Origin of the sequence: Halorubrum rutilum (assembly GCF_042665015.1) — an archaeon.
GTDB lineage: Archaea > Halobacteriota > Halobacteria > Halobacteriales > Haloferacaceae > Halorubrum > Halorubrum rutilum.
In genome coordinates this window covers 404,034-422,039 of the sequence record NZ_JBHTBL010000001.1, presented here as the reverse complement: position 1 = coordinate 422,039, position 18,006 = coordinate 404,034, and the positions used below count along the sequence as shown (strand labels likewise).

Sequence of the window (18,006 nt, the reverse complement as noted above, 5' to 3'; positions counted from 1 at the left end):
TCGCCGCCTCACCGGTCCGCGTACCACTCGGCGAACTTCTCCAACGCCCGACCCCGGTGTGACACCGCGTTCTTCCGGTCGGTGTCCATCTCGGCGAACGTCTCGCCGTCGTGTTCGAAGATCGGGTCGTAGCCGAAGCCGCCCTCCCCGCGCGGCGCGACGATCCGACCGGGCACGTACCCCTCGAACAGCTTGACCGGGAGCGCGTCGGCCTCGCCGCGCTGACCGGCTCCGTCCCCGTCGCCGTCTCCCCCCGGGCCCGCCGCCGCGGCCGCGTTCCGGTCACCTCGGTCGACCGGGTCCGGGCTCGCGGCGAAGCCGTCGCCGTCGCAGTAGCCGAGGGTGCAGCGGAACGCGGCCCGGCGGTCGTCGAGGTCGCTCGCGGTCTCGTGGACGCGCTCGATCCCCAGCGTCTCCTCGACGTACGAGGAGTACGGCCCCGGGAAGCCGTCGAGCCCCTCGACGAACAGCCCCGCGTCGTCGACGAGCACCGGCTCGCCGACGTGACGGTACGCCTCCCGAGCGCCGCGCGCGGCGATGGGTCCGAGTTCGGCCGCCTGGATCTCGGGGTAGTCGAAGTCGAGCCGCTCCACCGAGCCGTCCGGGAGGTAGCGCTCCGCCTCGCGCACCTTCCCGGGGTTCGTCGTCACGTATCTGAGCACGGATCCGGGTGGGGGCGGCCGGAACGAATAGCCGTCGGTCGCGCTCGCGCGCCGGTCGACGACGACCGCCGATCGCTCGGCGACACGCTTTTGTCAGTTCGTCTGACCGTATGCGACATGGCCCTCCCGACGTTCGAGAAGACGAAGCTGATCGGCCTCGTCGCGATCCTCTCGTTCGGACTCACGTCGCTGTTCGCCGTCCTCCTCCCGGAGGCGCTGTCGGCGCTGATACCCGCCACGTTCATCCTCGGCTTCTTCGTGCTCATCCCGCTGGTGCTGCTGCTCGGGGACGAGTTCCCGCTGGTCGAGTCCGCGGATCCCGACGGGGAGTCCGCGTCGTCGACCGCGGCGACCGAGGACCCGCTGGCGACGCTCCGGGAACGGTACGCGAGCGGCGAGATCGACGAGGCGGAGTTCGAGCGGCGGCTCGACCGACTGTTAGAGACCGAGGAACCGGACGACCGGACCGACGCCGGCGCCGCGGGCCGACGCGAGTCTCCGGGCCGACGCGAGTCTCCGGGCCGACGCGAGTCCGGGGAACGGCGCGAGCGCGAGCCGGAACCGGAGTAGCGGGCGGGGGACCGCGGCGTCGACGTCCGCCTCGGTCGTCGCCGACCCGCGAGGGACACCCTCTTATGAGTCGACCGTCAGGAACGGACGGACATGCTGATCGCCGGAACCGTCGTCGCCGACCCCGAGACCGTGATCGCCGACGGCGCCGTCGTCGTCGAGGGCGAGACGATCGCCGCGGTCGGCGAGGAGAGCACCCTCCGCGACCGCTACCCCGACCACGAGCGCCGCGCGTTCGACATCGTCGCGCCCGGCCTCGTCGGCGGCCACGTCCACTCGGTCCAGTCGCTCGGCCGGGGGATCGCCGACGACGACGCCCTCCTCGACTGGCTGTTCGACGCGGTGCTCCCGATGGAGGCCGCGATGGACGCCGAGGCGACCCGCGCCGCCGCCGAGCTCGGCTACCTCGAATGCCTCGAATCGGGGACGACCACCGTCGTCGACCACCTCTCGGTCAACCACGCGGCGCAGGCGTTCGAGGCCGCGGTCGACACCGGGATCCGCGCGCGGCTCGGGAAGGTGCTGATGGACCGGGACTCCCCCGAGGGGCTGCTGGAGGACACCGACGCCGCGCTCGCCGAGAGCGAGGCCCTAATCTCAGAGTACCACGGCGCCGCCGGCGGCCGGGTCCGGTACGCGGTCACGCCGCGGTTCGCCGTCACCTGCAGCGAGGCCTGCCTGCGGGGCTGTCGCGCGCTCGCCGACCGCCACGAGGGCGTGACGATCCACACGCACGCGAGCGAGAACGAGGACGAGATCGCCGCGGTGGAGGCGGACACGGGCAAGCGGAACGTCCTGTGGCTCGACGAGGTCGGCCTGACGGGGCCGGACGTGACCCTCGCGCACTGCGTCCACACCGACGAGCGCGAGCGCGAGGTGCTCGCCGAGACCGACACGGTCGTCGCACACTGCCCGTCGTCGAACATGAAGCTCGCCTCGGGGATCGCGCCCGTCCAGGACTACCTCGACCGCGGGATCACGGTCGCGCTCGGCAGCGACGGCCCGCCCTGTAACAACACGCTCGACCCGTTCACCGAGATGCGGCAGGCGAGCCTCCTCGGGAAGGTCGACGCCCGCGACCCGACCCGGCTCCCGGCCGCGACCGTGCTGAAGATGGCGACGACGAGCGGCGCGCGCGCCGCCGGCTTCGACCGCCTCGGGACCCTCCGCGAGGGCCACCGCGCCGACGTGATCGGCCTCACCACGGACCGCACGCGCGCCACCCCGGTCCACGACCCCCTCTCGCACCTCGTCTACGCCGCCCACGGCGACGACGTGATGTTCGCGATGGTCGACGGCGAGGTCCGGTACGACGACGGCGAACACGTCGGGATCGACGCCGAGGCGGTCCGCGCGCGCGCCACTCGGGAGGCGAAGCGCGTGGTCGAGGAGGCGGGAATCGACGCGCCCGCGCCGTGATCCCCGCGTAGCCGCCTTGTTCACCGCTTGTGGACGCGCATCCGAACGTCCTCGGACGGCTGTAGCGTCAGCTCCATGTTCACGTCGGGCGCGGGCGAACTCAACAGCTCGAACCGCACGCGTCGCGCGAGGATCGGGACGACGTGTTTCAGCTCCATCATCGCGAAGTGCATGCCGATACACTGGTGGGGACCGCCGCCGAACGGGAAGTAGGCGAACTCCGGTCGCCGATCGCTCCGCTCGGGCGTGAAGCGTTCGGGACGGAATCGGTCGGGGGCCTCGAACCATCGGTCGTCGGCGTGGACGGTGAACTGGGGGAGCAGGACCTTCGTCCCCTCGGGGATCCGATACCCGCCGAGCCGCGTCTCCTCGGTGGCTTCCCGGAACAGCATCCCCGCGGGCGGATACATCCGCATCGCCTCCTTGGCCACGCGCTCGGTGACCGCGAGTTCGGGGAGGTCGTCGGCGGTCGGCGGGCCGTCCAACGCGGTCGTAACCTCCGTTTCGAGCCGGCGCCGCTCGTCCTCGTTGGTCGCTAACAACAGCCACGTGAACGTCAGCGCCGTCGCGGTCGTCTCGTGACCGGCGATGAGGAACGTGATCAGGTGGTCGTGGATCTCCTCGTCGCTCATCGCGTACTCGTGGTCGTCCTCCCTTTCGAGCATCGTCGTCAACAGGTCGTCGTAGCGGTCCGGATTCGCTCGTCGCCGTTCGACGAGCGCGTCGACGGTCTCATCGAAAGCGTCCATGACCCGCGTGTAACGACGGTTCCTGTGCGTCGGCACCCACGACGGGAGGAGCAGTTCCGCCGCCGCGAGACCGCTCATATCGGCCATGGCTTGGAGTTCGTCTGCGGCGTCGGTGATCACCTGCCGCCGCTCCCCGAGGTCGAAGTCGAAGAGCGAGTTCGTCAGGATCGAGAGCGTCAGGCGAGAGAACTCCTCGTTGATGACGACCTCCTCGCCGTCGTCCCACTCGGCGACCAGTCGGTCGGTGGCGGCGACCATGGCCGAACTGAACCCCTCCAGCCGATCCAATCCGAACATCGGCTGGAGGAAGTGTCGCTGTCGCCGCCACTCCTCTCCGCGGGTGAAGGTGAGCCCCCGCGGTGCGATCTCGTAGTCGAGGATCTCCTTGAGCTCGTCGAAGTTCCACCGCTCGTACGTGCTCGGGTCCAACAGCACGTCACCGATGTGATCGGGATGGAAGACGGCGACCGCGTCGATACGCGGGAACTCGCAGCGGACGACGTCGCCGTACTTCGCGAGTTCGTCGAAGAACCCCATCGGTCGCCTGACGTACTGATGGGCGTTCCCCAGCACCGGGAGCCCGTCGGGGCCCGGCGGGAGTTCGTCGGCGTCGCCGTTCGGTCCCGAACCCGCGTCACCGCCCGTCATACCCGCGCGTATGCGAGCGAAATCTCATAGGTATTTTCCACCCTCGACGGCGCGCGAGGCGCCCTGACGGGGACGCTCCGGAGCCGACCGTTCGACACGGCGGACCTCCCGGCCCGTCGGTTCCGTTCGGACGCTCCCGTCTCGACCTCTCGGGGGCGTTCGTCCGCCACGTCGGGGACGCCCGGACCTCCGCAACGGAACCCGGCCGCGACGGTTCGGTCCGAAACCGCGACGGGAGTCTCCCAAACGGGGTTAATCCGCGCAAATTCGGGGCGAGGATCTTCCTCTTATACCCGCGTCGGGGCCGTTCGACGAATCACCATGACGGACCGATCGCAGTCGACGGGCGACGACTCGTACGATACCTCGACCGACGGCTTCGGCCGACGGGAGTTCGTGGCGCTCGGCGCCGGGGCGAGCGCGACGCTGCTCGCGGGCTGTGCCGGCGACGGGGCGCTCCCCTCGTCAGGCGGCTCGGACGGCTCGGACGGCGCTGACGGCTCCGACGGCTCCGACGGCTCCCAGACGCTCACCGGAAACTTCCGGCTCCTCATCAGCGACGCCCCGGCCGACATCGCCGACTTCGACCGGCTGGACGTCACGCTCAGCGAGGCCCGCGTCTTCGAGGCGCCGGAGGGCGAGGAGGAAGATGACGACGAGGAAGAGGATGACGACGAGGAAGACGGTGACGACGACGACTCCGATCAGAACGCCACGGAGACCGACGGCGACGATGAGTCGGTGAACGGAACGGCGGACGAAGACGACGGGGCGAACGAGACAGACGACGGAGACGGCGGGGACGAGGAGGACGACGCGGACGAGGGGGACGACGCGGACGAGGAACCTGAGGAAGACGACGACGAGGACGAGAGTGACCGCGGCTTCACTGTCGTGGAACTCGACGGCGCGACGGTCGACCTCACGCGGGTGATCGAGGACGACGCGATCGCCGTGTTCGACGGCGAGATCCCGGCGGGGAGCTACGAGAAGATCGAGCTCGAGGTTTCGAACGTCGAGGGGGTCGTCGGCGGCGAGACGGTCGACGTCAAGCTTCCGAGCGAGAAGCTCCAGATCACGAACGGCTTCGAGGTCACGCCCGACGAGCCGGTCAGCTTCGTCTTCGACATCAACGTCGTCAAGCGCGGGCCGAACAACGGCTACATCCTCAAGCCCGTGATCTCCGGGAGCGGAGTCGCGGGCCGCGACGTCGACGTCAACGAGATCGACGACGAGGACGACGAAGACGACGAGGACGACGAAAATGATGACGACGAGGACGGCGAGGACGGGGCCGACGACGAGGAGAGCGACGACGGAGACGCGGAAAACGGAACGGACACTGAAACCGAGACCGCTACCGGAGACGGCAGCTAGCTACGACGACGTCTCGACGGAGGGCGCGGTCGCCGACGGGCACTTCGCCCACCGCAGCGCGGCGTCGTCGTCGTTGAACGCCTCGGTGTCGACCCCCTCGACGTCGATCGTGCGCTCGAGGTAGCGGCGCTTCGAGCGCTCGCCGACGACGGCGAACCGGTCCACGCCGCGGGCGACGGCGATCTGCGCGGACTCGCGGAGCGCCCGCCGTCCGGCGTCGGAGCACGGGCGGCTCGTTCGCACCACGAGCACGACGGCGCCGACCGCGCGGTCGGCGGTGACGCTCCGCCACCGGTCGAGGAGCGCCTCGCCGTCGGCGGGGCTGAGCCCCGTCCCGTGCGGAAACTCGACGACGACCACCGCGTCGTCGGTCCGCAGCGACCAGCGCTCGCTCGGTTGCATGCCGCTACGTCTCACCTATCGGCTGATAAATACGCGTCTCGAATTATCGGTTCTGATTTCCGGGCAGCGACGCGGGCGAGAGGAACCGCCCCGAGGGCGTTCAGGCCGACGGTTCTCGCGACGGCGCGGTCGGGTCGGACCGGAGTATCGATTTCGAGATCTATCGGTCCGAATCGCTGGCGGCGGTCGTCCCGTCGTCCGTCGCCGCCTCGACGACGGCCGCCGCGAGGGCCGCGAAGTCGGCGTCCTCCGGGACGACGTCGACGTCGATCCCGCGTTCGGCCGCCGTCTCCGCGGTCGGCGCGCCGATGGCGCCCGTGACCGCGTCGGCGAGGCCCGCGACCGCCGCGTCGCGGACCCCGCGCTCCGCGGCGGCGTCGAGGAAGTGCGTCACCGTGAGCGACGAGGTGAACGCGGCGGCGTCGAGCTCGCCCGCGGCGGCCAGCTCGGCGGACTCGCCCGCGCCCGCCGGCCGCGTCAGGCGGTACAACACCGTCTCGTTCACGGTCGCGCCCGCCTCGCGGAGGCCCGACAGGAGCACGTCGCTGCCGTGGTCCGAGCGCGCCACCTCGACGCGTCCGCCGTCGACGCGCTCCGAGAGCGCCTCGACGAGCCCCGCCGAGGTGTACTCGTCGGGGACCACGTCGACGGTCCAGCCGGCCTCGCGCGCCGCGGCCGCGGTCGCGGGGCCGATGGCGGCGAGCGCCGCGTCGCCCGGCTCCCAGCCCGCCTCGGCCGCGAGCTCGACGCCGGTCTTGCTCGTGAGGACGACCCACGGGGCCGCGGCCGGGACCGCGCCCGTCGGCTCGACCGCGAGCATCGGGTCGGCGACCGGCTCGGCGCCGAGCGACTCCAGCAGGGCCGCCGCGTCGTCGATCCGCTCGTCGGCCGGGCGGAAGACGGCGACGCGGGGGACGTCGTCGCGTTCGGTCTCGGCACCGCCGTCGCTCACGCCTCTCCACCCCGATCCCGGTCGTTCCGGAGGAACTCGACGACGCGGTCCCGGGTCGCGGCCACGTCGCCGATGACGGTGACGGCGGGCGGCTCGATCCCCGCCTCGTCGCGGACGTCGACGATCGTGTCGAGCGTCCCGGTCGCGACGCGCATCTCCGGCCAGGTCGCGCGCTCGACCAGCGCGACGGGAGTGTCGCCGGCGAGGCCGGCGTCGCGGAGCTCGGCGGCGTACGCCGGGAGCTTACCCACCCCCATCAGCACGACGATCGTGCCGCCGGTCGCGGCGAGCGCGTCCCAGTCGACCGCCGACTCCTCCTTCGTCGGGTCCTCGTGGCCCGTGACGAAGGAGACGGAGGAGGCGTGGTCGCGGTGCGTCACCGGGATCCCGGCGACCGCGGGGCCCGCGATCGCCGAGGTGACGCCGGGGACGACCTCGAACGGGACCCCGGCGTCGGCGAGGTGTTCCGCCTCCTCGCCGCCCCGGCCGAAGACGAACGGGTCGCCGCCCTTCAGCCGGACGACGGACTTCCCCTCGCGCGCCAGCTCGACGAGGCGCCGGTTGGTGTACTCCTGGGGGGTCCACTCGCCGCCGGCGCGCTTGCCGACGTCCTCGCGCTTCTCGGCCGGGATCTCGTCGAGGATCTCCGGACCGGGGAGCTTGTCGTGGAGGACCACGTCGGCCGACTCGATCAGCCGGGCGGCCTTCACGGTCATGAGATCCGGGTCGCCCGGGCCGGAGCCGACGAGGTAGACGGTGCCGAGGTCGGCGTCGGCTCGCCCCTCGGTCGGCGTCGCCGCCCCTCCTCCCTCACTCATCGTCCGCCTCCTGACGGGTCCCTTCGTCCGTCTCGGCCTCATCGCGGGCGGCCGCGATCAGGTCGGCCGCGCCCCGGTCCGCCAGGTCCGCCGCGAACGACTCGGCCGCCTTCGCGTGCGACCGGATCGGGAGGTCGCGGGTGTCGGCGACCTCCTCGGTGCCGTCGGTCGAGAGCACCCGAACGCGGGTGTGGACGTGTTCGCCCTGCACGAGCGCCGAGACGCCGATGGGCGCGACGCAGCCGCCGTTGAGCTCGCCGAGGATCGTCCGCTCGACGGTGACCGCCACCCGGGTCCGCGGGTGGTCGACCGCGGAGCGCACGGCCTCGATCACGTCGGGGTCGGTCGCGGTCACCGCGATGGCGCCCTGGCCCGCCGCGGGGACGAACTCCTCGCGCGGGAGCCGGGTCGTCGGGACCTCGCGGAACAGGTCGGAGCGCCGGAGCCCGGCCTCCGCGAGGACGACGGCGTCGTACTCCGTCTCCACCTTCCGCTCCATCGCCGAGCGCTCCAGGTCGGAGAGGGAGTCGAACCACTCCTCGACGGTGGTCTCGAACTCCTCGTCGACCTCGGGCTCGTCGCCCTCGGCGTCGGCGTCGGCCTCCCCATCGCCTTCTTCGCCCGTCCCGCCCTCTTCGGCGGTCATCGCGCTCGCCTCGCCCGCGGCGATCAGCCGGCGCTCGTGTTCCGCCTGGAGCCCGGGCGCGAGCAGCTTCTCGATCCGGGTGTCGACGTTCCCGCGCAGCGGCTCGACGACGAGGTCCGGGCGCGCGGCCTTGAGCTGGGCGGTCCGCCGGAGCGAGCCCGTCCCGACGACGGCGCCATCGGGGAGGTCCGCGATCCCGAGCCCGTCGGGGTGGACGAGCACGTCGCCGGAGGGCGCGCGCTCGGGGACGCCGGCGACGACCATGTCGTCCATCCCCTCGGTGGGCACGTCCTTCAGCGAGTGGACGGCGAGGTCGGCGTCGCCGGCGAGCACCTCCTCGTCGAGCGACCGGACGAAGGCGCCGGTCTTCCCGAGCCGGTGGATCAGCTCGTCGGGGATCTGGTCGCCGCGGGTCTCGACGCGCCGGAGCTCCACGTCGCGTCGGCGGCTCGACAGCGCGTCGCGGACGGCCCCGGCCTGTCGGAGGGCCAGGTCCGACCCGCGCGTGGCGAGCCTGAGGGTCTCGGTCATACCCGGACGGAGGTCCCCCGCGTTCAAAAGGGCATTAGTTCGGGCGTGGGACCGGCGCGCGGATGAAACGGGGAACGCCGACGCGATTATTTATAACTGAACGCGGTGGCGCGCGCCTCCGAGCGGCCGCCGGTGGCGGCCGCGAAGGAGCGCCGCGCGAGGGAGTCGCTGGCGCCGACGGCGCCAGCGACGAGGTTGGGGAGGTGTGAGGCTGCGGTGCGGTTGCGGTCGGGTGGGACTCAAAGGGGCAGTCGGGAGGACGAAGACGCGCGACGCAAGGACCGCAGGCGCGAACGGAGTGAGCGACGAGGACCGTGGTTCGAAACGGCGAAGCCGTTTCGTCGTCACGAGACGCCTTCGGCGTCTCGAACGACAGCGAGCGCATCGAGTCCTCCCGGCCGGGGCTTTGGAAGAGTTCGCCGTCAATCTGTCAACAATTGGTTGTAAATAACCGCCTGGGACTCTGGAAGCGTTCGTCGGTGAGACCTGGTCAACTGAGTATAGCCGAGGGTTCAAATCCCGCGCCGCGGAACCCGAGTACATGTACGCGGTCGTCGGCTGCAACGAGTGCGCGGCCATGTGGCTCCTCTCCGACCCCCGGACCAGCGACAGCGCGACCTGCCCGCGCTGCGGGAAGACGCACCGGACGGCGAAGCTCAAGCGGTTCTTCGAGTCGGAGGACCGCGACGCGGCCCGGGAGGCCCGCGCCGCGCTGCTCGCGAAGAAGCGGGACGAGAGCGCGGCGTTCGCGGAGGTCGACCACGTCTCGGAGCTCGAACGCGCCGTCGACGACGCCGGGATCGACGACCGGGAGTACCTCGAAGCGGGCGGGATCGACGCCGACGCCGTCGACGAGGCCGGCGCCCGCGCCGAGGGCGGCGAGGCGAACTCCCGGACCCGGACGGAGGTCGTCCGCGACGCGGTCGAGGCCGCCGAGGAGCCGACCGAGTCGAACGTCGTCGCGCGCGCGAGCGAGCACGGGATTCCCCCGGAGGCGGCCCGCGAGATCCTGACGAAGCTGACGCGGCGCGGCGAGCTCTCCGAGTCGCGGGGGCGGTATCGGGTGCTGTGAGCCGGCCGGAGGAACGGTCGGCGCCGCCGTCCGGCGGCCCCGGACTCGACAAAGCACTTATATCGCCGGTCTGACGTGCGACGTATGGATACGCGAACTGCCCTCCTGGCGGCCGCGGCCGCGGTGCTCGTCGTGAGCGCGGTCGGGGTCGTCGCCGCGCCGGACGCCCTCGACGATCCCCGCGAGGAGACCGAGCGCCCCGGCGACCTCCACGTCGCCGGCGTGGTCGTCTCGCCGGGCGAGGTCCGCGGCGAGACCGCGGAGCTCCGACTCGGGGTCGACCTCCGGCACCGAGGACCGCCCGTCGAGAACGTCACCGTGCGCCACCGCGCGATCGGCGCCGACTCGGGACTGCTCGTCGACGAGACGACGGTCGACGTCGGCACCGTCGACGGCGGCGGCGAACGCACGATCAACGGCTCCGTCGACGTGGAGCGCGAGGGCGGCTACCGGATCGAGACGGTCGTCTTCGCCGACGGGGAGCGCCGGGAGAGCCGGACGACCCGCGTCGGCGGCGTGGCCGCGCTCACGCCCGACTACGCCGACACGCGGGTCGGCTTCACCGAGGGGAACGTCTGGCCGACCGTCGCGGTGAGCGTGCGCGAGGCGGACAACACCACCGCGACGCTGTCGGTCTCCGTCTCGGTGACCAACCGCGGGGACACCGCCTCCGAGCCACTCGACCTCCGGCTCCTGATGCGGCAGGCCGAGTCGAACGTGATCGCCGACGAGGCCAGCGAGACCGTCGGGTCGGTCCGGCCCGGTCGGACCGACACGGTGACGATGACGGTCGAGGTGCCCGCGAACTACAACTACTACGTCGACGCGGCGCTGTGGAGCGACGACGTCCTCATCGACGAGACGCAGGGGGTCGCCAACCTGAACCCCCGCGAGACGATCTCCGCCGACGAGACCGTCGAGGAGGTGGAGTTCTCCGTCGAGGACTTCGCTGGCGGCGACGACGCGGCCGGCGGCGCCGACGGCGCGGACGCCGGCGCGCCGACCGGCGACGGGAGCACCGAGGACGGCACGCCCGGCTTCGGCCCGGTCGTCGCGCTCGCCGCGCTCCTCGCCGCGGCGCTGTACGCGCGGAGGCGAGCATGACGGGCGACGAGCGTCCCGCCGGGGACGAGAACGGACGGACGACCGACCGCGACGACGACCGATCCACCGCCGACCGCGACGACGACCCACCCGCGACCCAACCCATGACCGACACCGACGCGACCGCGACGGGCGAATCGACCGCGACGGCCGAACCGACCCCGGCCGCCGAACCGACAGAACCAATCGCGACCGACGACGGCGACCCGAACCGGTCGACCGACGGCGGGATCGGTCGGCTCTCGACCGACCGCCTTCGGGGGATCCTCGACCGGGTCGGCCTCGCCGCGCTGGTCCTGCTCGCGCTGATCGCCGGCTGGGGGTTCTACAGCCAGACCGGGGCCGCGATCCGGACGTGGCTCGACCCGGCCTACCAGCCGATCGCGCTGGCGGCGTTCAACCTCGCGATACTCCTCGTCGCGCTCGCCGGCGTGGCCCACCAGCTCTCGCGCATCCGGGCGAGCGAGTAGGCGGAGACCGCGACGGGCCGCGAGGGCGGCGTCGCCGCTCTCACTCGTCGGGCAGGTCGTCCGTGCTGGCGGGGATCCGCTCCACCCGCCCGGCGAGCGTCGCCGCGTCGCCGGCGACCGCGGAGGGCTCGACGCCGGCCTCGTTCGAGACCAGTCGCACGTGCGCCGCGAGCAGCGCGAGCGCGCGGAGCCCCTCGCCCTCGGGGTCGTCGTCGGCCCGCTGCGCGAACGTCGTGTCGACCTCGCCGTCGCGGACGACGCCGACGTGGACCGCTTCGATGTCGTCGCCGTCGAGGAGCCCGCGGGCGCGGTCGAGCTCGGCGGCGAACGCGTCGCCGCCGGAGGTGCCGTCGCCGGCGGACGCGCCGTCACTGGAGGGACTCGCGTCGGCGTCCGTCGCGTCGTCGTCGCTCATGGACTCACGTACGCGAAGCCGAGGCAAAAGCGCGGCGCTCGCCGGGACCGGTTCGGGAGCCGCGGGCGGAAAGGGGCGAACCGCGTCGAAGCCGCGGGGGACCGGCGTTACTCCTCCGGACGCGGACGGGCGATGAACAGCGCCTCTTCGAGCGTGAACGGGTCGTACACCGACTGGTGGCAGACGCAGTAGGTGCCGTTGGCGGCGTCGTACCGGGCGGACTCCTCTAACACCTTGTAGTCGGGGATACAGCAGAAGTGCGTACAGACGTTGAGGTACGCGATGAACCCCATGTCGGTGGACGCTTGGAGCCACTCGTCGTCGGAGTTCGCGACGGCCTCCTCGATCCGCGGCGAGCGGATGACGATCGCGTTCAGGTTGGTCTCGGCGTCCTCGGACCGCCACGTGACCGACGCCGGCTTGCCGACGCCGTCGTCGCCGATCCCGTTGCCCCACGTGTCGTAGTTCTCGAAGTCGTCGACGTGGATGCGCTCGCCCGCGTCGTACGTCTCGTCCTGCCAGTCGTACTTCCCGGGGGCGGCGCGGAACAGGTTGTCCGACTCGAAGTCGGGCGCGATGTTCTCCTGGGACTCGACGCCGCAGTACTGGAACCACTCGCCGGAGTAGGTCTTCCCGCCGAGCTCCTCTTGAGCGACCTGGATCTCCTGTCCCTCCTGCGTGACCGTCTGGGTCTCGGGCCAGATGCCCTCGATGAACCCGTCGTCGGTCACCCGAAGCGGGATCTGCGGGAGCCCGCGCGGCGCCGGGCCGCCGGTCTTCGCGATCGTCGTCGCGACCGTCGCGCCGCCGCCGACCCCCCCGGCGGTCGTCAGCGTGTTCACGGTCGCCGACCCCATCGCCCCGACGCCCGCGAGGGCCGCGCCCCCGACGACGCCCTTGACGAAGCGTCGTCGACCGGACTCGGCCGGATACTTGTCGGACTTACTCATACGCGCAGTTCGGGATGGATCGGTAAAAAGGGTGACGAACCGGCCACCGCGGCGGTCGATCGGTCGGACCCGACGCGGGAGCGACCCGCACGGACGGCCGGGAGCGACCCGCACGGACGACCGGGAACGACCCGCACGGACAGTCGGTCTCGACGCGGAACATGATCGATCGGGATGTTCACTCGGAAGCGAGGCAAACATTCGTCGGGACATCGCTTTTAACCCGCGGCGACCGGTGTACCTGTGGTATGGAGTTGCACAATCGAGACGTGCGGACGGACGTCAGGGAGCTCGGTGCGCTCGTGGGTGACGTCCTCGCCGCGCAGGCCTCCACGGAAGCGTACGAGACGGTGGAAGACCTTCGGAACGAGGCGATCCGGTACCGTCGCGGCGACGCGCAGAGCCGCGCCCGGCTCCACGAGTCGGTCGACGGGCTCTCGTCGAACCGCGAGGAGATCGTCGCCCGCGCGTTCACCACCTACTTCGAGCTGATCAACCTCGCCGAGGAGCGCGAGCGCGTCCGCGCCATCCGGAACGCCGACGACGAGGGCGCCCTCCACGACTCCTTCGAGGCGACGATCGCGGAGTTCGCCGAGCAGGGCGTCGAGGCGGACGAGCTGCGCGAGCTGTTGGAGGACGTCCTCATCGAGCCGACGTTCACGGCCCACCCGACCGAGGCGCGCCGCGCGACGGTGAAGGCGAAGCTCCGCTCGATCGCCAACCACTTGGAGGAGCTCGACGAGCGCAACCTCACCGAGCGCGAGCGCAACGCGACCTGGCGCGACGTCACCGCCGAGGTGACGAGCCTCTGGGGTACCCGGCAGGTCCGCCAGCGCCGCCCGGAGCCGGAAGACGAGGCGCGAAACGTCGGCTGGTACCTGGAGAACACCCTCTTCGACGTCGTCGGCGACGCCTACGAGGAGTTCGAGGAGACCATCTCGGGGGAGTACGACGACGTCGACTGCCCGAAGCTGTTCGAGTTCCGGTCGTGGGCGGGGTCGGACCGCGACGGCAACCCGTTCGTCACGCCCGAGGTCACCGACGAGACGCTGGAGCGCCAGCGGGCCGTCGCCATCGAGAAGTACCGCGACCGGTGTAAGCGCCTCTCGGCCGTGTTGAGCCAGGACGGCGAGCGGTACGCGATCGACGACCGGCTCACCGAGTCGCTCGCGGCCGACGCCGAGCGGTTCCCGACGGTCGTCGAGGAGGCGCGGGAGCGCTACCCCGACGAGCCGTACCGCCAGAAGCTCCGCCTGATGCGCGAGCGGCTCGACCGCGTGGACGATGTCCGCCCCGGCGAGTACCCCGACGGCGACGCGTTCCTCGCCGACCTCGACGTGATCGCCGAGTCGCTCCGCGCCGACGGCCAGGACGCGGTCCGCGAGTCGTTCGTCGAGCCGCTCCGCCGACAGGTGGACACGTTCGGGTTCACGCTCGCCTCGCTCGACCTCCGCGACCACCGCGAGAACCACACCGAGGCCGTCGCCGAGGCGGTCGCGAGCGAGGGCGTCGACTACCGCGGGATGGACGAGGACGCGCGTCAGGAGTTCCTCACCGGAGCCATCCTCCAGGACGACCCCGTCGTCGACGCCGACGAGCCCGGCGACGTCTCCGAGACGACCGAGCGCGTGCTGGAGCGGTTCAGCGAGCTCGCCGGCTGGCAGGAGGAGTACGGCCAGCAGGCGATCGACACCTACTGCATCTCGATGACGGAGGAGCCGAGCCACGTGCTCGAAGTGCTCTTCCTGGCCGACCAGGTCGGCGCCGTCTCGCTGCCGGACCACTGCGGGCTCGACGTCGTCCCCTTGCTGGAGACCGAGTCGGCGCTCAACGGCGCCGAGCGCATCCTCGGGGCGCTGTTCGACAACGAGGCGTACGCGGCCGCGCTGGAGAGCCGGGGCGACCTGCAGGAGGTGATGCTCGGCTACTCCGACTCCAACAAGGAGAACGGGTTCCTCGCCGCCAACTGGGACCTCTACGAGAACCAGCGGCGGATCGCGCGGTTCTGCCGCGAGGAGGACGTCACGCTCCGGCTGTTCCACGGCCGCGGCGGCTCCATCTCGCGCGGCGGCGGCCCGATGAACGAGGCGCTGCTCGCGCTGCCGAACGAGACCGTCACCGGCCAGGTGAAGTTCACCGAGCAGGGCGAGGCGATCGCCGAGAAGTACGCCAACCCGCGGATCGCCGAGCGCGAGCTCGAACAGATGCTCGACGCGCAGATCCGCGCCCGCCACGAGGCCAACGCGGAGCCCACCGAGGACGTGCCCGACGCGTGGGTCGACGCGATGACGACGATGGCGCCCGCCGCCCGCGAGACGTACCGCGACCTGCTGAACACCGACGGCTTCGTCTCCTACTTCGGGCAGGCGACGCCCATCTCCGTCGTCGAGGACCTCAACCTCGGCTCGCGGCCCGCCTCCCGCTCCGGCGAGCGCACCGTCGAGGACCTCCGCGCCATCCCGTGGGTGTTCTCGTGGACCCAGACGCGGCTCATCCTCCCCGGCTGGTACTCGCTCGCCTCCGGCATCGACGCCTACCTCGACGAGGCCGGCGAGGAGGAGGGGCTCGAAACGCTCCGCGAGATGTACGAGGAGTGGCCGTTCTTCCGGACCACCCTCGACAACGCCGGGCTCGCGCTCGCCCGCACGGAGCCGGAGATCGCCGCCGAGTACGCCGACCTCGCCGACGACGAGCTCCGCGAGCGCTTCTTCCCCGAGCTGATCGGGGAGTACGAGCGCGGCCGCGAGCTCGTCCTCGAAATCAGCGGCCGCGACCAGCTCCTCCGGCGCGAGTGGCTCGAAGAGAGCCTCGACCGGCGGAATCCCTACGTCGACCCGCTGAACCTGCTACAGGCGAACCTCCTCGGCCGCACCCACCGCACCGAAGAGGAGGAGCGCACCCTCCGGCTCACCGTCAACGGCATCGCCGCGGGGATGAAGAACACCGGATAGCGCGGCGACGAGGCGGCGGACTCCCGGTTCCTTTTTCGACCGTATAGACCGCGTCGGCGAACCAGCTACGCGAACGTGGAGGGTGCGGGCGGGAATCCTCATATTTCGTATAGCGTCATTTGATGTAAGCCTTCGAACGCGGGGCGAACCACCGGGTATCGACGGGCGGAAGCGACGGTCGAGAAATCGGAGATCCGGCGGCGAACACGCCGCGAGAGCCGCCGCTCGACGGGAGAAGCAGAGCCGGAAAGCGAATCGGCGATCTACGCGTAGCGTTCGAGTTCCGGACGGTCGAGGTCCTCGAAGACCTCGGTGGCGACCTCCGAGAGGAACGCCTCGCCCTCGTCGGAGACGCGGCGGCCCTCGCCGGCGGCGGTCGTGACGAGCCCCTCCGCTTCGAGGGCCTGCAGCGACGCGCGGATGAGCTTGCGGGAGCCGCCCGAGTGGCGGCCGGGACGGACGGCGTAGCGGTTCGAACCCCGCTTCTTCGAGCCGTACTCGGTGGCGAGCCGCTCGATGCCGACGGGCTCGTTCTGGGCGACCTTCCGGAGCAGGCTCGCGGAGCGCACGTACCAGAAGTCCTCCTGTTCCGGCGGGAGCTCCTTGCCGGAGCCGCTCTTGGCGAACTCCACCCAGTTGGGCTCGTCGATCCGGTCTTCGAGTCGCGCGGCGACCTCCTCGATGAGGGCGTCCGCCGGCACGTCGTAGATGGTTACCATTGAGTACCGATTCACCCTAGCGTCGTTTAAAACCATCGTATCGAGAGAGCCCCGTGGTAGCCGTTTTCACGGTGTTGCGGCCCTCTACCGCGGCCTCGGGCGACGCGAGCGCGGGGCGGTCGCGACCGAGACGCGCTACTCGACGTACTCGTACTTGCGCTCGTTCATCCGGCCCCAGCCGGTGAAGACGAACTCCGACTCCGGCTGCGTGAACTCCTCGATCTCGCGTTCCACGTCCATGTCGTACTCGTGGACGTCGTGGACGTCCTCGTACTCCTCCCACGCGAGGTCGTAGCGGGCCGCGAGCTGGTCGTCGATGTCGAGCCCCTCGACCTCCGCGCGCCACCCCTCGCGGATCGTCTCCGCGTGGATCTCCGCCTGTGCGCCGGAGCCGTACGAGGCGACGAGCAGCGTCTCGCCGACGAACGACCGGTCGCGCGTCAGGGCGTCGCGCAGGGCGCTGACGCGGGCGATGTGGACCGAGCTCGTGTACCAGTTGCCGACCTCCCGAGAGAGCCCCAGCGTCGGCTCGACGGCGGTGTCGTACCACGTCTGATACTGCTCGGTGGTCTTCAGCTCGTCCATGTAGTCGCTGATGGCCGCCTCGTACGCCTCGCGGTCGGCGAAGTCGTCCTCGCGGGGCTGCCGGCCGATCTCGTCGGCGAGCTCGGCCTCGTACCCCGTGTCGCGGATGACGTGGCGGTACGCGAGCAGGGCCGCCTTCCGGACCATCCCCGGGAACGGCGTGTGGAACGGGGCGTACGCGAAGTCGTCGAGCGAGATGTCGTCGGTGACCGACTCGTAGTCCTCCAGCGCCTCCCGCATCCGGGCGAGGTACACCTGCACGGAGCGCTTCCCGTCGACGCTCGGGAACTGCTGGTTCGGTTTCAGGAAGTCAGTCTCGTCCTTCGAGCCGTATCCCTGCTCCGTCGAGAGCGCGACGAGCGACGGGTCCTCGTCGATCAGCATCGCGACGGCGCCGGCGCCCTGCGTCGCCTCGCCGGGGTCGCCGCGGGCGTACAGCGCGGTGTCGGTCGTGATCACGAGCGCGGCGCGGTCGCGGTGCCGCCCGGCCCGGATCCAGTTGTACGCGTCGTCGATCGCCTGCGTCCCCGCCAGGCAGGCGAACTTGCGCTCGCCCTTGTTGGCGTGGGTGAAGTCGCCGTCGTACACCTGCTCCAGACAGCCCGCGATGTACGTCGACACCGGCTTCGAGTGGTCGAACGCCGACTCGGTGGCGACGTCGATCCGACCGATATCGGAGGGTTCGAGCCCCTTGCGGTCCATCAGCCCCTTCGCGGCGTTCGCGCCCATCGTGACGATGTCCTCGTACACGTCCGGGAACGATGAGTTGTTGAGCCCGAGCCCCTTCGTGTACTTCTTCGGATCGTCGCCCTTCTCCGGGGCGAACGTGCCCGGCAAGTCGAGCTTGAGCTTCCCGGTCCAGATCTCGACGGCGTCGATGCCGACTTCGGTCATGCACGGTCGTTCATGCGGCCGGCATATGGGTGTGTCGATGGTGGTTTACGTCGATTGTGGAATAATGCCTCT

General features: G+C 71.1%; 17 protein-coding genes. 7 read left to right on the top strand and 10 right to left on the bottom strand.

Annotation, left to right across the window (positions count from 1 at the left end; genetic code table 11):
• Window positions 1–8: 8 nt before the first annotated feature.
• A complete protein-coding gene (locus tag ACFQMF_RS02320; protein ID WP_256407498.1) occupies window positions 9–662 on the bottom strand; it encodes a non-canonical purine NTP pyrophosphatase in 654 nt (217 codons plus the stop codon).
• A gap of 117 nt (window positions 663–779) precedes the next feature.
• Between ACFQMF_RS02320 and ACFQMF_RS02315 the strand changes: the two genes are divergently transcribed.
• Together ACFQMF_RS02315 and ACFQMF_RS02310 are read left to right on the top strand one after the other, a co-directional pair.
• Window positions 780–1,232 (top strand): SHOCT domain-containing protein, encoded by a 453-nt coding sequence (locus ACFQMF_RS02315; RefSeq protein WP_256407497.1) that lies wholly within the window; start codon window positions 780–782, stop codon window positions 1,230–1,232.
• Between the two features lie 93 nt (window positions 1,233–1,325).
• The gene (locus ACFQMF_RS02310; RefSeq protein WP_256407496.1) at window positions 1,326–2,651 is read left to right on the top strand and encodes a 5'-deoxyadenosine deaminase; all 1,326 of its coding nucleotides are present in this window, start codon (window positions 1,326–1,328) and stop codon (window positions 2,649–2,651) included.
• Window positions 2,652–2,671: 20 nt separating this feature from the next.
• Here ACFQMF_RS02310 and ACFQMF_RS02305 read toward each other — a convergent pair whose 3' ends face one another.
• Complete coding sequence (locus ACFQMF_RS02305; RefSeq protein WP_256407495.1) at window positions 2,672–4,048, bottom strand: cytochrome P450; 1,377 nt, start codon at window positions 4,046–4,048, stop codon at window positions 2,672–2,674.
• Between the two features lie 321 nt (window positions 4,049–4,369).
• Between ACFQMF_RS02305 and ACFQMF_RS02300 the strand changes: the two genes are divergently transcribed.
• A complete protein-coding gene (locus ACFQMF_RS02300) occupies window positions 4,370–5,425 on the top strand; it encodes a DUF4382 domain-containing protein (protein WP_256407494.1) in 1,056 nt (351 codons plus the stop codon).
• On the opposite strand, the gene ACFQMF_RS02295 is transcribed toward ACFQMF_RS02300, so the two are convergent.
• From ACFQMF_RS02295 to hemC, 4 genes are all read right to left on the bottom strand, one after another.
• Complete coding sequence (locus ACFQMF_RS02295; protein ID WP_256407493.1) at window positions 5,426–5,827, bottom strand: hypothetical protein; 402 nt, start codon at window positions 5,825–5,827, stop codon at window positions 5,426–5,428.
• A gap of 160 nt (window positions 5,828–5,987) precedes the next feature.
• On the bottom strand, window positions 5,988–6,779 hold the full coding sequence (locus tag ACFQMF_RS02290; protein ID WP_256407492.1) for a uroporphyrinogen-III synthase: 792 nt from the start codon (window positions 6,777–6,779) through the stop codon (window positions 5,988–5,990).
• Window positions 6,776–7,597 (bottom strand): uroporphyrinogen-III C-methyltransferase, encoded by an 822-nt coding sequence (gene cobA / locus ACFQMF_RS02285; RefSeq protein ID WP_256407491.1) that lies wholly within the window; start codon window positions 7,595–7,597, stop codon window positions 6,776–6,778. Before cobA ends, ACFQMF_RS02290 begins: the two co-directional genes overlap by 4 nt.
• The gene (gene hemC / locus ACFQMF_RS02280; protein ID WP_256407490.1) at window positions 7,590–8,774 is read right to left on the bottom strand and encodes a hydroxymethylbilane synthase; all 1,185 of its coding nucleotides are present in this window, start codon (window positions 8,772–8,774) and stop codon (window positions 7,590–7,592) included. The genes cobA and hemC overlap by 8 nt, the downstream gene beginning before the upstream one ends.
• A gap of 541 nt (window positions 8,775–9,315) precedes the next feature.
• Here hemC and ACFQMF_RS02275 point away from each other — a divergent pair.
• From ACFQMF_RS02275 to ACFQMF_RS02265, 3 genes are all read left to right on the top strand, one after another.
• A complete protein-coding gene (locus ACFQMF_RS02275) occupies window positions 9,316–9,846 on the top strand; it encodes a DUF5817 domain-containing protein (protein WP_256407489.1) in 531 nt (176 codons plus the stop codon).
• Window positions 9,847–9,930: 84 nt separating this feature from the next.
• Window positions 9,931–10,950 (top strand): DUF7490 domain-containing protein, encoded by a 1,020-nt coding sequence (locus ACFQMF_RS02270; protein ID WP_256407488.1) that lies wholly within the window; start codon window positions 9,931–9,933, stop codon window positions 10,948–10,950.
• Complete coding sequence (locus ACFQMF_RS02265; protein ID WP_256407487.1) at window positions 10,947–11,420, top strand: hypothetical protein; 474 nt, start codon at window positions 10,947–10,949, stop codon at window positions 11,418–11,420. The genes ACFQMF_RS02270 and ACFQMF_RS02265 overlap by 4 nt, the downstream gene beginning before the upstream one ends.
• 40 nt (window positions 11,421–11,460) lie before the next feature.
• Here ACFQMF_RS02265 and ACFQMF_RS02260 read toward each other — a convergent pair whose 3' ends face one another.
• Window positions 11,461–11,835 (bottom strand): hypothetical protein, encoded by a 375-nt coding sequence (locus ACFQMF_RS02260; RefSeq protein WP_256407486.1) that lies wholly within the window; start codon window positions 11,833–11,835, stop codon window positions 11,461–11,463.
• A gap of 107 nt (window positions 11,836–11,942) precedes the next feature.
• On the bottom strand, window positions 11,943–12,785 hold the full coding sequence (locus tag ACFQMF_RS02255; RefSeq protein WP_256407485.1) for a Rieske (2Fe-2S) protein: 843 nt from the start codon (window positions 12,783–12,785) through the stop codon (window positions 11,943–11,945).
• 248 nt (window positions 12,786–13,033) lie between these two features.
• Between ACFQMF_RS02255 and ppc the strand changes: the two genes are divergently transcribed.
• Window positions 13,034–15,736: a phosphoenolpyruvate carboxylase gene (gene ppc, locus ACFQMF_RS02250; protein WP_256407484.1), complete on the top strand. Its 2,703-nt coding sequence runs from the start codon at window positions 13,034–13,036 to the stop codon at window positions 15,734–15,736.
• 263 nt (window positions 15,737–15,999) lie between these two features.
• Here the strand turns inward: ppc and ACFQMF_RS02245 are convergent, their stop codons facing one another.
• Together ACFQMF_RS02245 and hmgB are read right to left on the bottom strand one after the other, a co-directional pair.
• Window positions 16,000–16,455: a 30S ribosomal protein S19e gene (locus ACFQMF_RS02245; protein WP_256407483.1), complete on the bottom strand. Its 456-nt coding sequence runs from the start codon at window positions 16,453–16,455 to the stop codon at window positions 16,000–16,002.
• A 135-nt stretch (window positions 16,456–16,590) separates the two neighbouring features.
• Complete coding sequence (hmgB, locus tag ACFQMF_RS02240) at window positions 16,591–17,934, bottom strand: hydroxymethylglutaryl-CoA synthase (RefSeq protein ID WP_256407482.1); 1,344 nt, start codon at window positions 17,932–17,934, stop codon at window positions 16,591–16,593.
• Window positions 17,935–18,006: the final 72 nt, after the last annotated feature.